The organism is Virgibacillus salexigens (assembly GCF_014905415.1).
GTDB classification, from domain to species: Bacteria; Bacillota; Bacilli; order Bacillales; family Amphibacillaceae; genus Virgibacillus; species Virgibacillus salexigens.
In genome coordinates, this window is record NZ_BNEO01000005.1 from 70,051 (window position 1) to 84,414 (window position 14,364).

General features: G+C 37.0%; 13 protein-coding genes and 1 tRNA gene. 9 read left to right on the top strand and 5 right to left on the bottom strand.

The window, feature by feature from the left end:
• The first annotated feature begins 22 nt into the window (after positions 1-22).
• Entirely contained in the window at positions 23-700 is a 678-nt protein-coding gene (locus JKP73_RS17565) for an acyltransferase (RefSeq protein ID WP_021288789.1), read from the top strand.
• Between the two features lie 23 nt (positions 701-723).
• Positions 724-1,746 (top strand): D-glucuronyl C5-epimerase family protein, encoded by a 1,023-nt coding sequence (locus tag JKP73_RS17570; RefSeq protein ID WP_038245816.1) that lies wholly within the window; start codon positions 724-726, stop codon positions 1,744-1,746.
• A gap of 31 nt (positions 1,747-1,777) precedes the next feature.
• Here the strand turns inward: JKP73_RS17570 and wecB are convergent, their stop codons facing one another.
• Entirely contained in the window at positions 1,778-2,863 is a 1,086-nt protein-coding gene (gene wecB, locus JKP73_RS17575) for a non-hydrolyzing UDP-N-acetylglucosamine 2-epimerase (RefSeq protein ID WP_021288787.1), read from the bottom strand.
• A 156-nt stretch (positions 2,864-3,019) separates the two neighbouring features.
• Between wecB and JKP73_RS17580 the strand changes: the two genes are divergently transcribed.
• Positions 3,020-4,255, top strand: a complete 1,236-nt coding sequence (locus JKP73_RS17580) for a glycosyltransferase (protein ID WP_200411589.1) — start codon at positions 3,020-3,022, stop codon at positions 4,253-4,255.
• A 9-nt stretch (positions 4,256-4,264) separates the two neighbouring features.
• On the opposite strand, the gene JKP73_RS17585 is transcribed toward JKP73_RS17580, so the two are convergent.
• A complete protein-coding gene (locus tag JKP73_RS17585; RefSeq protein WP_200411590.1) occupies positions 4,265-5,227 on the bottom strand; it encodes a GDP-mannose 4,6-dehydratase in 963 nt (320 codons plus the stop codon).
• A gap of 20 nt (positions 5,228-5,247) precedes the next feature.
• Positions 5,248-6,003 carry an SDR family NAD(P)-dependent oxidoreductase gene (locus JKP73_RS17590; RefSeq protein ID WP_200411591.1) on the bottom strand — a complete coding sequence of 252 codons (756 nt, stop codon included), beginning with the start codon at positions 6,001-6,003 and terminating at the stop codon, positions 5,248-5,250.
• Positions 6,004-6,156: 153 nt separating this feature from the next.
• Between JKP73_RS17590 and JKP73_RS17595 the strand changes: the two genes are divergently transcribed.
• The 5 genes from JKP73_RS17595 (at position 6,157) to JKP73_RS17615 (ending at position 12,215) form a co-directional block, all read left to right on the top strand.
• Entirely contained in the window at positions 6,157-7,353 is a 1,197-nt protein-coding gene (locus JKP73_RS17595; protein WP_200411592.1) for a glycosyltransferase family protein, read from the top strand.
• Positions 7,354-7,380: 27 nt separating this feature from the next.
• A complete protein-coding gene (locus JKP73_RS17600) occupies positions 7,381-8,610 on the top strand; it encodes a glycosyltransferase (protein WP_200411593.1) in 1,230 nt (409 codons plus the stop codon).
• Between the two features lie 45 nt (positions 8,611-8,655).
• Positions 8,656-9,657 carry a glycosyltransferase family 4 protein gene (locus tag JKP73_RS17605; protein WP_234447137.1) on the top strand — a complete coding sequence of 334 codons (1,002 nt, stop codon included), beginning with the start codon at positions 8,656-8,658 and terminating at the stop codon, positions 9,655-9,657.
• A 115-nt stretch (positions 9,658-9,772) separates the two neighbouring features.
• Complete coding sequence (locus JKP73_RS17610) at positions 9,773-11,089, top strand: nucleotide sugar dehydrogenase (protein WP_200411595.1); 1,317 nt, start codon at positions 9,773-9,775, stop codon at positions 11,087-11,089.
• A 1-nt stretch (position 11,090) separates the two neighbouring features.
• Positions 11,091-12,215 (top strand): DegT/DnrJ/EryC1/StrS family aminotransferase, encoded by a 1,125-nt coding sequence (locus JKP73_RS17615; RefSeq protein ID WP_021288779.1) that lies wholly within the window; start codon positions 11,091-11,093, stop codon positions 12,213-12,215.
• Between the two features lie 3 nt (positions 12,216-12,218).
• On the opposite strand, the gene JKP73_RS17620 is transcribed toward JKP73_RS17615, so the two are convergent.
• Positions 12,219-13,523, bottom strand: coding sequence for a glycosyltransferase family 2 protein (locus JKP73_RS17620; protein ID WP_188943778.1), 1,305 nt, complete (start codon positions 13,521-13,523; stop codon positions 12,219-12,221).
• 144 nt (positions 13,524-13,667) lie between these two features.
• On the opposite strand from JKP73_RS17620, the gene JKP73_RS17625 reads away from it, so the two are divergent.
• Positions 13,668-14,141, top strand: a complete 474-nt coding sequence (locus JKP73_RS17625) for a carcinine hydrolase/isopenicillin-N N-acyltransferase family protein (protein WP_200411596.1) — start codon at positions 13,668-13,670, stop codon at positions 14,139-14,141.
• On the opposite strand, the gene JKP73_RS17630 is transcribed toward JKP73_RS17625, so the two are convergent.
• Positions 14,132-14,204: transfer RNA gene (locus tag JKP73_RS17630), tRNA-Ala, on the bottom strand. The genes JKP73_RS17625 and JKP73_RS17630 overlap by 10 nt on opposite strands.
• Between the last annotated feature and the right edge of the window lie 160 nt (positions 14,205-14,364).

Here is a 14,364-nt window from a genome sequence, read left to right on the forward strand (position 1 = left end):
TATAACTTGAGGAGGTTTTTGTTTGGCTTCTATTCCAGAGAGCTCGCAGTTTGGAAATAATGTTGTTATAGAAAATAACGTTAGCATTGGTGAGCACGTTGTTATCGGCCATAATTCGATTATTTTAGAAGGTACAACCATCGGTGATCATGTCCATATTGGTTGTAATTGCGTTATTGGTGTCAAGCCTAGCATAAATCAGAGAATGCGAAAAACATCTAAGGCGACTCAGCTCGTGATTGAACCTGGTACGCGAATTGGGCAGCTCGTCTCTATTTATTCTGGTACACGAGTGGGAAAAGATGTGTTTATTGGCGACCATGCAAGTATTAGAGAAAATGTTACGATCGGAGATGAATCGATTGTTGGTAGGGCGGCCATTGTAGAGTTAAATACAATAATTGGAAAATCTTGTACCATTCAAACGCTGGCATATGTGACAGGGGATACAACAATTGAAGATAATGTATTTCTAGGTCCATGTGTATCGATGTCGAATGACAAATATATGGGAGCACAAAGCTACTCCCTAAAGGGACCGTACATAAAAAAAGGAGCTAAAATTGGGAATAACGCTTCACTGCTGCCTGGAGTAAACATTGGTGAAAATACGATTGTTGGTGCAGGTTCTGTTGTCACTAAACATCTTGAAAATGGGATAGTTGCTGTAGGTATCCCTGCTAAAAAATTACAATCTTAACAGAAGTTGAGGGTGATATAAAAATGGAATCAGGACGGCCTGAGGATATTCGTGTAGTGATGCATCAACATTTAGAATGTAAAGGAAAGAAGATTGGGAATGAGCTATTTGTTCCAATCACGTTATTAGAGAAGGGATATTTCGCTGAAAAGGAATGGATCGAGGGTCAGAAATTATTAAAGATCCATGTTTCCAAAGCCCGTTATTCCGAGATTAATCAGTACGATTTTCGAGGGAATTATTTACATTATGATAAAAACGGGGTGGAGAACTGGAGTGTAGAATTTCATGATGGTATTCCAAAAACTGTCTATCCATTTGGAACTTATTTTAATCCTTCTACTATTGCCCAATATGGTTTACAACATTATAGTTTATACCTGAAAAATAAGGATGAACAAAGTAAACAGAAATTTTTATCTGTTGCAGCATGGTTTTTACAAAACCAAAATTCTCAAGGAGGCTGGGCTTATCAATTTGATCATGCTTATTATCCTAGCAGGCTAGAAAAGTTAAAGGCTCCATGGTATTCGTCTATTGGTTTAGGAATGGCAATGTCTGTTTTGGCAAGGGCATCTTATTTAACAAAAAATACTACCTATCAAAACAAAGCATTACAAGCTACCTCTATTTTTCAAACATCTTCTAATGATCATGGAATCTTAGCCAAGTTTGAAGGCAAGTATTCATTTTATGAAGAGTGTCCTACAAATCCGCCTAGCTACATTTTAAATGGCTTCATGTTCGCTTTAATTGGATTATATGATCTCCACAAACAAACAGGAAATAGGCAAGCAGGAATGTTATATGAAGATGGTGTGAGAACTCTAAAAAGAATGTTACCTTTATATGACTTAGGAAATCGAACTGCATATGATTTAACCCATTATACGACAGATGGTGGGTATCCGAATATCGCATCGTGGGGATATCATGTAACACATATTCATTTATTAGCTGCTTTGAATTCGGTTGAGAAAGATCCCAAGATGAGTGAAACACTACAAAGGTGGAAGGGTTATATCGATGGAAAGATGGCTAGATAACCAAAGGAAGAGGTAATGAATGCCTCTCCCACTAATGATTCTTGTTATACGTTTGCAATAATAGATTGTGAATGAGAGAAGAAGTTTTTCCATCTCCATATAAGAGTGGCGAATTTGTTGGTATGGACAGATCTTTCATGCTCTTGACGATTTGCTGCGTATCTGCGCCAACTAGTTGATTCCAACCAGTTTCTAACGTTTCAATCCACTCGGTTTCCTCTCTGAGCGTAACACAAGGGACTTGCAGCATGTATGCTTCTTTTTGCAATCCTCCAGAGTCGGTTAAAATCGCTTTTGCATCAGAGGCAACCGCTAGCATGTCAAAGTAATTTACAGGTTCAATCGTCTTTATCTGAGTATGAGTAATTAAGTCGGTTAATTTATACTGCTCTATTTTCTGCTTCGTCCTAGGGTGTAAAGGAAGGACAACTGTCTTATCCAATTGTTGGAGCCCTGTTAGTATGGCTGTTAATCGTTCAACTTGATCGGTATTCTCTGCGCGATGAATGGTTGCTAGGTAATAATTATTTTTTTTAAGCGTTAAATCATTTCTTAGCGTGGATTGTTTTAATGCTTGATTTTTAAAGAAAAGCACTGCATCAAACATAATGTCACCAGTCTGGTACACACCTGAAGTAATACCTTCTTTTTTTAAATTCGTCATAGCAGTTTGTGATGGACAAAATAACCAACTAGACAAATGATCTGTAACGATTCGGTTGATCTCTTCAGGCATTTCTTTATTATAGCTACGTAATCCAGATTCTACATGTGCAATAGGAATATGGAGCTTTGCTGCTGCTAGGCTTCCAGCTAAGGTGGAATTCGTATCTCCATATACCAATACGATGTCTGGTTCCATCGAGATCATAATACTTTCCAATTTTGCAAGCATATTTGCTGTTTGTTCACCGTGGGAACCAGATCCAATACCTAAATAATAATCCGGTTTAGGGAGCTTTAGTTGGTTAAAGAATATGGTGGACATATTTGCATCATAGTGCTGTCCTGTGTGTACTAAAATTTCTTCCATTTTCCCTTCAGATTGAATTGCTTTGGATAACATGGATGCTTTAATAAATTGTGGCCTTGCACCAACTACAGTTAAAATTTTCATACAAATCCCCTCTCTTATAAATATGTATGATTTATCAACCAATCATTTCTTGTTAGGTATTCAACGTCAATATGTTGGATTAAGGAAGGTGTTAGCATGAATGCTTACCAAGCTAAATATAATGAATGTATTCAGAAATAAGAAAGGAGTGCTAAAATGTCTAAAAAGGTATGTATGCTAGTTTCTGAGCACCCTTTTTTAGATTCAAGGATATTCAAGAGAGAAGCGAAAAGCCTTAAGAAATTAGGCTATGATGTCACGATGATTGTTCCAAGAAAAGATGGGTATCTTTTTGATATTGATGGAACGCCGTTTAAAGATACCTATTTATCACAGAGATTCACCCATGAAGGGATTACGATAATAAACTATGACTTTAGAGAGAGTAGGAATTCATTAAGTAAAGTAGTCTCCCCATTAGCACAATGGGAACAAGGATTTAACAATCCGTTAACTGAACTTGGCGTACAGGAAAATGCGGATGTTTATCATGTTCATGAGTACTTATCTTTATTTGCAGGAATAGGCGTCAAAAGAAGAATGAACCAGCAGCAAAAACATGTGAAATTAATATATGATAGTCATGAACTAACCCCAGATCCATTTGATTCTAGAAATTCCAAACAGCACAGAGAGAATTTAAAAGAGAAGTTGCTCGTAATGTTGAAAGAAGTAGACTACATTATTACTATTTCCCATGCAATAAAATCATGGTTTCTTTCACAGGATCCTACTTTTGCTGTAGAAGTAATTTATAATTCCCCCCCATTAGCGACGAAGTATAAACCGAAAAATTTTAGTGGAGACAAACTTGTTGCTTGCTACGAAGGGAATATCGATTACAAAAGGGGAAGTAAAAATAAAATCACGCAAATGACCGAAATATGCTCCAAATCCATCGATTTTCAATTTAAAGTTATTGGTGGAACAAGATTTGGCGATTCATTTGTCCTTCCCGATCACTTAAAGAACAACGTGATTCTAACGGGATGGGTTGATTATTATTCCATTGGTGAGTATATGAAAGATGTTGACGTTGGCTGGATTGATTATGAAGATTTAAATGATTCCCTCAACCGTTCGTATGCTATGCCGAATAAATTTTTTAGTTACTTAAATAATGGTGTTCCAATTATTGTAAATCGCTGTCATGAAATGGAATCTTTCTTAAGAGAACATCGTTGCGGTTTAGTAATTGATAAAAAAGATGCCACTGCCAAGGACTATGCTGAAGCAATGCTGTACTTGGCAAAGAACAAAGAACTGGTTAGAACGATGAGTATGAACGCTAGAAATGTAATGGAAGAAATTTATTGCTGGGAGCAAATGGAAGTAAGATTAGCCAATGTATACCAACAGTTACTTCAACAAACTACCCTATTTGATGTGTAATCGTATAGGTTACTGGTTCGTTTTTACCCAATTTACGGTAGATGTGATGCCATCTTTAAATGCTGTTTTATTAAAAGTACCAATTAATCCATGTAATTTTTTCATTGAACCTCTGTGAATTTCAACATCTGCTTTTCGATTAGGTTTTTGAAGAACTTCACCGTTATAATTCATTACTTCCATAATTGTTTCGATCACCTGTTTAATGGATAGTTGCTGGTCTGTTGTGATATTTACACAATCACCGGAAGAGATAATAGGATAGGTTTTTATTACCATATCTACGGTGTCTTTGACATAAATAAAGTCTCTTGTTTGTTGACCATGTCCATGTATCTCTGGAACATCACCGTCTAGAATTTTCTTAATTGTAACTGGAATGACACCAGCTAAAGGCCCTGAGAAATTTTGCCTTGGACCATAATTATTAAATGGCCGAACGATAAAAGCATCCAAATCAAACATGTTGACGTAAGATTGTAACAACAAATCAGCCGAAGCTTTTCCGGCGGCATATGTTGTGGTCGGGAGTAAAGGATGGGCTTCATCCATAGGCTGATATTTAGATGAACCATATGCTTCAGAGGATGAAAAATGACAGAGCGTTTGAAAAGCTCCGTTTCGTTGTAATTCTAAAATATTCTTTAAGACGACAACATTGGTTAAAAATGCATTTGAAGGGTTTATAAAGGAGTAGTTTAACGCCTTGGTTGCACAATTAAAAACAATATCAATATCATGTTTTCCCATAATGTAATTCAATGTCTCTTGATTTTCTGCATCATCGATATAAAGGGTTGTATTTTGTGCTAGTGCAGCAGTTAGGTGTCCTATACTGCCTGTAAAAAGACTATCCAAAATCACAATATGTTTTGCGTTTTCTTTTATTAATTTATCTACTAAATGGCTCCCAATAAAACCAGCTCCACCAATAACCAAGATGGTACTGTTTGCAAGCAATGGTCGATTCATAGTTGGCACTTCCTTTTCCGTTAATAATTCATTCGTGATTGACCACCATCAACAGTAATCGTAGTACCGACAATCCAAGATGCCTTATCTGAAGCTAAGAATACAGCAGTGTTTCCAATTTCCTCAGGTTTACCTAGTCGTCCTGCAGGTATTCTAGCGCTTGCATAATTTGTTAAGAAGTTTGGATCGTTTTGGATACGTCGATTCCATTCTTTATTTGGATGGAAGATCGCCCCAGGGGCGATACCAACAACACGAATATTATGTTTTATTACTTCAGAGCTAAAGGCTTTTGTAAAGCTGATTACTGCTGATTTTGAGGTGTTATACGCAGGTAATCCGCCTGATTCTTTTCCGTAAATGGATGCAATATTAATAATTACCCCTGCACCTTTGTCTATCATGTATTGGCTTACTAATTGACTTAAGTGCAACACAGAGATGAAATTAATCTTCATTGACGCTTCGAATACGGCTGGTGCTGTGTCTAAAACCTGAGTTCCTATTCCTGCACCAGCATTATTAACTAGTACATCAATTGTCTGGAAGTCTTCGATAAATTCGTGAATTAACTGTATACGCTCATCCTCTATCGTGATGTCTTTTCTATATACCTTTACTCCAAGTTCTTGTTTTACATGAAGAAGTTCCGTTTGGTTTCGAGCCACAACGCCAACATTAGCTCCTTCTTTACGAAAAGCTTGGGCGATGGCTTTCCCTATTCCTCTTGATCCCCCAGTTACAAGTACATTCTTTCCAGTTAAGTTTAATTCCACTTGGATTACCTCCAATACGACATATAGCCATGGTGATAACAAATAACGACATCCTAACACGTACATTCAATTATATGAATATTTGCATTCAGATGTTAATACTTTATTAGGAGGATAGGAAAATAATAATTAAGTTGAAGAGTGGAGGTTGACATGTTGAAACCAAAGGTGTGTATGCTGCTTTGCTACCTTCCCTTTCTAGATTCGCGTATTTTTGAATGTGAGGCGAAGAGTCTTTTAAACAATGGTTATGATGTCACCATTATTGCACCGCGTAAGGCTGGTCTTCTTTTTGATATAAATGGAGCACCATTCAATAAGAAATTTCGTGAACGAGTTTTTTATTATCAAGGTATAAAGGTAGTTACTTATGATAGTGAGAGAAGGTCGCTAAATCCAGTATCTGACCCGCTTTATCAATTAGGAATAAAAGAAGATGCTGACTTTTATCATGCGCATGAATTGAACTCTTTTACTTATGGAAAAGCAATTAAGCAGGATCTACAACAGCAGAGGAATAAAGAAGTTAAGTTAATATATGATAGTAGACAACTTATTCCTGATCCCTTTCCATTACAGATAAATGATCATACAAAGCAACAATGGCATAAGACACTCTTAGGAAATTTACAAGAAGCCGATTATGTTATTACCGTATCGAATTCAATTAAATCTTGGTACCTGGCAATGGATCCTATGTTATCGGTTGAGGTAATTTATAATGCTCCGCCATTAAGTAAACATATCATGAACAAAAACACACCTAACAATTCATTTGTTGTCGTTCATGAAGGCAATATGTCAAGAGAAACCTTCGAAAAGGTAATAGCAATCACTGAGGGAAGTAATAGCGGAACGGATGTTGAATTTAAAATCATTGGTGGATCGAGGTATGGGGAAACCTTTCCAGTACCTGCGCATTTGCAAAATAGAGTACACATAGAACAGTGGGTTGATTATCATACACTACCAGCAACGATGGCAGGTGCAGACCTTGGTTTAATTGATCTAGATCCAACCCATTCCCTTAATAATATGTTTGCGATGCCTGCCAAATTATTTAGTTACTTAAATAATGGAATTCCGGTTGTAGCTAGCAAGTGCAGTGATATAGAAAAATTTATAAAAACGTATCAATGCGGACTTGTTATTAATAAACGAAATCCTGCGCCGGCAGACTATTTGCAAGTAATACATCATTTGCGACAGCATCCAGAAAAATGGGCAGCTATGGGAAGCAATGCAAGGAAAGTAATGGAGGAAGTCTATAATTGGAATCATATGGAGAAACGGCTGATATCGATTTATCAATCCCTAGGTTCGAATCAAATGCCTTATCTCTTGTCATAAGGCGAAATTGCTTGTTGGGAGGGAATTATGACTAAAACAGTATGTTTTTTAGTGTCGGAGCATCCATTTTTAGATGCACGGATTTTTAAAAAAGAAGCAAAAAGCTTACATAAATCAGGGTATCATGTAACGATGATCGTTCCTAAAAGAGATGGTTACTTATTCGATATAGATGGTACTACGTTTACTGATCAGTATTTAGAGGATTCGTTTTATCATGAAGGAATTAAAATAATTACCTATGATCAAATGTATCCAGAAAAGCATATTAAAGCCCTCCACTACAATTTAAAATCTGGAAAATACATACGGTTTACCGATCCCCTAACTCAATTGGGAATACAGCAGCAGGCAGACTTTTATCATGCACATGAATTTTTTTCTTTGTATTGCGGAGTAGGCATTAAACGGTGGCTAATGTCTAAAGGGAAACCATGCAATTTAATCTATGATAGCCATGAACTGGAACCCGATCCACTGATCAATCAATCTAGTAAAACAAAAAAACTAAAAAATGAAATGCTTGAAAGTATGATAAAAGAGATAGACTATTTGATTACCGTATCTGAATCTATCAAGGCATGGCATCTATCCGTCAATCCGACCATACCTGTTGAAGTAATTTATAATTCCCCGCCTTTAGCTACGGATTTCAAACTAAGTAAGAATGGAAAATCGCAATTAATCCTTACATTTGAAGGGACAATCAATAAGAAAAGAGGAAGTTTTGATAAATTAGTAAAGATTATAGAGATCGTTAATCAACAACTAGATGTTAAGGCTAAAATAATTGGAGGGTTTAAGGGAAAAGAAGCAAAACAACAATTAGAACGATTGCCGGATCATATTCAAGATAATATTCAATTCACCGGTTGGATTCCTTATGAAAAGATACCACAAGTAATGCGCGATGTTGATATTGGGTGGATTGATTTAGATGCAGCTCATTCGTTGAATAATCGGTATGCAATGCCAAATAAGTTTTTTAGTTATTTAAATAATGGAATTCCTGTACTTGTTAATCAATGCGAAGACATGGCAACATTTATTCATTACTATCAATGTGGATATGTCGTGCCGAAGCTACAAGCCACTGCACGGGATTATGTTGAAGCGCTTATCGCTTTATCTGCCAATCGTAATGAGCTTGCCGAAATGAAGTATCAAGCACGTAACGTAATGGAGTCTACATTTAGTTGGGAACATATGGAGAAACGTCTGATTAACGTCTATCAACAGCTAACGGAGACTTCATAAAAAGCGAACAGTTATGATTCAGGAAAGGGGTTTATTTGATTGCGAGTGCTACATCTTCCGTACGGACCTTCAATGATTGAGTTATGTCGAGCTTTACGAGCAAAAGGAGTAGACGCTACTGCTTGCCATTTCGATGAAAATAATTTCGAGTTTGAACCGGATTTATGCTTACGCTTAAATTCCCTTTCGTCTCCAGAAAGGGAGAACCGCATCCATACGTTTTTACAAAAAGCGATTGAAACATACGATATTTTTCACTTTCATTTTGGAGCAACCTTTTTCCCTGATAAACGCGATTTAAAACGATTAAAGCAAGCAGGAAAGAAAATGGTTGTTCATCATCATGGCTCTGATATTCGAGTAGGTTCGATAGCTAGAAGCTTTAACAACCCTTATGTTCGAGTGAAGCCAGAATGGACAGAAGAGAAGATATATGCCAATATTGCGACGTTATCCAATTATATCGATCATGCGATTGTTCAAGACCCTGAACTAGAATGTTACATTTCAAATGTATACAAACATACGCATATCATTCCCCATACAATTGATGTTCGTCAGTTTACCCCAAATTATCCGGATAGTAATACATCCACCCCTCTCATTGTCCATGCTCCTACTTCGCGCAATCTAAAAGGAACCGAGTTTATTCTAAATGCTGTTAGTACGCTAAAGAGGAAGGGAATTCCATTGAAATTTAAATTAATTGAAGGTTACACATATCAGGAGACGAAGCAGCTCCTCTCTCAAGCTGATATCGTTATTGATCAATTGCGCATTGGTGCAAGTGGATTTATTAGTTCGGAAGCCATGGCATTCGGAAAACCCGTGATTTGCTATATAAGGGAAGACTTAGTAGATAAATATTCTGGTAAGCTACCAATCGTTAATGCGAATCCTAGTACTATCCTAACTGTATTAAAGGAGCTTGTTCAAAACCCGGTGAAATGGGGAGAGCTAGGCAGGGAAGGTAGAAAATATATTGAATCCTTTCACGATGCCCCTATTGTGGCTGATCGTTATATTGATATCTATAAAGCGTTATAAATGGCTGGATTCGGACAGCAGTTGAAGTTTTTCCAACCGGTGACAACGTCCAAACTGTCTATGATTTACAATCATATCCTATAGAAAATCTTCTCATAGAAATGAGGGTAAATCCATGACCATAGACGAACAACAAGCGAGTGTAGCTGTGATTGGACTTGGCAAAATTGGGCTTACCTTGGCTGCTGTATTTGCAACAAATGGGTATTATATTTTTGGTGCAGATAAAAACAAAGAAGTTGTTGCTTCTATTAACCAAGGGAAATCACATATTAATAATGAGCCAGGATTAGATCAATTAGTTTCGGGTGCCGTTGAAAATAATCAAATGCGGGCTACTTCCGACAATGTGGAAGCTGTTGCTCATTCTTCCATCATTGTTGTTATTGTCCCTGTATTAGTCGATGCCGCTAACCAAATTGATTATCAAATGATCGATGCTGTAGTGGAAGACATAGCTAAAGGGATAAAGAAGGGGTCATTAGTTATTTTTGAAACAACACTGCCACCGGGGGACACGAAAAACCGGTTTGGAAAACGAATTGAAGAGCGATCGGGTTTACGGTTAGGTACGGACTTCTATCTTGCATACAGTCCTGAACGAGTGTATTCAAACCGAATCATCGAGGACTTGGAAAAATATCCAAAAGTAGTTGGCGGCATAAATGAGAAAAGTTTATTGTTAGCATCTACATTTTATAAGCAGGCATTAAACTGTCAGCTAATAGAAGTAAGCTCAATTGAAACCGCTGAATTCTCAAAAGTGGCAGAATGTGTATATCGGGATGTTAATATTGCTCTTGCGAATGAACTTGCTCAATTTGCAGATCAAACGGGAGTTAATATATCTGAAGTAATCGTAGCTAGTAATAGTCAGCCGTATTCACATATACATTCACCAGGTATAGGGGTTGGGGGACATTGTATCCCGATCTACCCATATTTCTTTATTAATAAAGGATTAAATCAAGGGCTAACACCACTTGCTAGAGAGGTTAATGATGGCATGGCAGCCTATGCCATCTCACAGGTTAAGAAGGAAGTTGGTAGTCTAGCAAATAGGAATGTTCTTATATTGGGACTTTCATATAGAGAGAATGTAAAGGAGCCAACGAAATCAACGACGTTATTACTAATAGATCAACTACTGAATATGAATGCCAACGTCTTTGTGAATGATCCATTATTCTCAGATAGAGAAATTCATGCATTTGGGGTAACGCCGCTTTCTCTACAAGACAAATCCATCTCCAAGATTGATATTATTATTTTGCAGGCCTATCATGACGATTATAAGAATTTAAATTTTAAAGACTTTACCAATTGTAAGCTTTTATTTGATGGACGTAATCAATTAAAACAGGAAGATATCAAAAAACACGGGATTACTTATCAAAGTATCGGCCAACAAAGTGAAAAAGGGGAGTGGTAATGTGTCTAACCACAGTTTAACCCCAATACCAATGGTTGACTTAAAAGAAGAATTAGCTTTAGTAAGAAACCCAATTCTAGCAAGTCTTACCGAGGTTTTAGATAGCGGGGAATATATTCTTGGAACGAAAGCAGCACAATTAGAAGAGGATGTTGCAAGATATATAGGAGTTCCGTATGCAGTCGGCGTAGGGAATGGAACGGATGCGTTACAACTATCTCTAATGGCATTTGATATTGGCCCTGGGGATGAGGTGATCACAACGCCATTTACTTTTTTTGCCACTGGCGAGGCTATTGCGCAAGTCGGTGCCACCCCTGTATTCGTTGATATTGATGAAGCAACGTATAACCTAGATCCTTCCAGAATAGAAGAAGTAATAACAGATCGGACAAAAGCTATTATTGTTGTCCATCTATATGGACAAATGGCTGAAATGAAAAGCATTATGGAAGTAGCTAAAAAGTATCAAATTAAGGTGATAGAAGATGCTTGTCAAGCAATTGGATCAGAATATAATGGAGTAAGAGCTGGAGCGATTGGTGACATTGGCTGTTTTTCTTTCTTTCCTTCCAAAAATTTAGGCGCGTATGGAGATGCCGGTTTAATAACAACAAATCAACAAAGTCTTTATGAGAAGTTAATGCAATTGCGAAACCATGGAAGTGAGCAGAAATATTATCACACATTATTAGGTATGAATAGCCGGCTTGATGAATTCCAAGCTGCAATTTTGTTAGCAAAGCTCCCTTATTTGGATATCTTTCTACACCAACGAAAAGAGGTTGCTAGAAGATATACGGAGAGCTTTCATCAGCAATTACGTCCTCCTTCTGTTCCGCAAAATCGGGGGCATACGTTTCATCAGTATTGTATTGAATTAGATAATAGAGATGAACTGGCTTTGGAATTAAACAAACATAAAGTTGCTTCTGCTATCTATTACCCAATACCATTACACTTACAAGTCGCATTCCAATACCTTAAATATAAAGAAGGGGATTTTCCTATTGCTGAAAAAACAGCGAAACGAATACTAGCTTTACCGATTTATCCTATGCTATCGATCCAGAAACAAGCATATGTGATATCCATCGTGAAGGAATTTTTAGAGAGTAATAGATAGCATCTATCTATTACTCTTTTTGTTTAGTGTCCTTAAAAATTCTTTCCATTTCCCATTCTCTTTTTTAGTAATGCTCTCTGGATGTTCTCTTACATTATAAATTGTAAAATCCTGATAGCGGAAAGGAGAGGTAGTAAACAGCTGTTTCAATACAGCTACGTCTTCGTAAAGCCGGCCTTCTTCATACTCAATGATTGGAAACCCACCTTGCTTTTTTAACATGGAAGTTCGATATATCCGTGGTCCAAGTGGAAAGCGATAAGCCATTAAATCATGTATATCTTTGATGGTTTTTCCTTGACTAATTCCTTTATAAAGCAAATTATTGTCTCGTTGCTTCCATCTGCGAAAATTGCCGTACAATACACCAATTTCTTGCGGTAAAGTCATTAAATACGTTGTAATGATTGATACAGCATCTGGGTCAAGCCAATCATCTGCATCCAACTCTAAGATAAATTCACTAGAAACATAGGGTAACAGCTTATTTAATGCTTTTGCTTTCCCTTCATTTTTTTTATGAAGTAACTGGATCTTGTATTGTTTTTCCCACCGTAATAATTGCTGATAGGATCGATCTGTAGAACCATCATCTATAACAAGAATTTGTTCAAAGGGTTCCGTTTGCCAATGACATGATGCAACCGCATTTGCTACATAACCCTGCATATTATAATTTGCCAACATTACGGATAATGAGGGTTTATTAGTCGAAGAAGTTATCGCATTGGATTGGTGTTTTTGTACGAATCTTTCCTTTTCAAGGCTCGTTGCAGAACGATTCCTCCTGGCTTGTTTCAAGCAATCCTTCTTACTTATTTTATGGGTTTCTTCTAACAAGGACAGCCATATTGGTAATAACCCTTCTTTAAAAGGGGTGCTTATTACTGAGAATTTGGTTTGTTGCTGCATATAAGCGGTGCAAACGAATAAGGGCATTTGAATAGGTATATTGTTAGGCGTAACGTAATTGGTTGCTAAGACAAATACTGCATCTGGTAGCTGGATAAATTCTGAATTTACATTTGGAGAAAGACACATTGAATCTTGTAGAAACAGCACATAACTACTAGCTAATTGGTTTATTGTTTGGTCTATGCACTCTCCAGCGTTAACATCATTCACTGTTATTAAGGTAATTGGAAACGAATAAGAAGGCATGTTACTTTCTTTTATGGAAGTACTGTTGGAATCGATCATTACAACAATGGAAGTAATTCTTGCATTTAGACGATGTAAAGACTGAAGGGATTTATGAAATGCTACACGATCAGATGGCCACATAATAATGACAGTTATATCCTTCAATATGGTACCTCCTCTATGCAAGGCTTAATTACGATAGCATATGTATTTGAAATGAGAAATGTTGATGTTTAGAGAGGGAAAAACGATTATCATGTCGTAGGTAAGAATGAATGTTCATGTTTAGCAAAGGGAGATGAAATGCAATTGGAGGAAATACAGGTTGATGTACTACAAATTAGAGGAACTTCATTTAGGAATGGGTACATACAGGGCAAGCAATTAAACCGTGAATTAATGCACACCTTCTCGATAATGGAGGAGAATGACAGAAACGCAGAAGCAGTAATACCAATTTACCAAGAGTTGGCACCACATTTGGTAGATGAACTTCATGGGTTGGCAGACGGGTTAGCCATCCCATTTTTAAAAGCGGCAACATTATTTGGTGGATATAATATTCCGAAGATCAAAGGAATGGGCTGTTCTTCTGTAATAAATCGAGACTTTGCTGTACGTAATTACGAATTCTCCCCTAAGTTATATGATAAACGTTTGGTGTTAATCCAGCCAGAAGAAGGATTTGCAAGTATTGGCCATAGCCTTCACGTGATTGGGGGACATGAAGGAGTTAATCAAGGTTCTCATGTTTGCTTTTTACATGAAGTAGATGGAGCATAGCGGGCTCGAACCGCTGACCTCTTCGCTGCCAGCGAAGCGCTCTCCCAACTGAGCTAATGCCCCGTACATAAAAATTATAGTGAATGATCTTTGTTTTTGCAAGCCTATATGAGTAAATTTCTATCGCCTTCTTTCATTGATAAACTGTTATCGGTTTAAATGTAGATCTTAGATCTTTTTTCCTAATTTAATAAATTAGTGGTACTATTGGTTTGAATTTACC

Coding starts and splice junctions, on each gene's coding strand:
- JKP73_RS17585 (WP_200411590.1), bottom strand. CDS start 5,227: ATGAATCGACCATTGCTTGCAAACAGTACCATCTTGGTTATTGGTGGA.
- JKP73_RS17580 (WP_200411589.1), top strand. CDS start 3,020: ATGTCTAAAAAGGTATGTATGCTAGTTTCTGAGCACCCTTTTTTAGAT.
- JKP73_RS17595 (WP_200411592.1), top strand. CDS start 6,157: ATGTTGAAACCAAAGGTGTGTATGCTGCTTTGCTACCTTCCCTTTCTA.
- JKP73_RS17570 (WP_038245816.1), top strand. CDS start 724: ATGGAATCAGGACGGCCTGAGGATATTCGTGTAGTGATGCATCAACAT.
- JKP73_RS17600 (WP_200411593.1), top strand. CDS start 7,381: ATGACTAAAACAGTATGTTTTTTAGTGTCGGAGCATCCATTTTTAGAT.
- JKP73_RS17610 (WP_200411595.1), top strand. CDS start 9,773: ATGACCATAGACGAACAACAAGCGAGTGTAGCTGTGATTGGACTTGGC.
- wecB (WP_021288787.1), bottom strand. CDS start 2,863: ATGAAAATTTTAACTGTAGTTGGTGCAAGGCCACAATTTATTAAAGCA.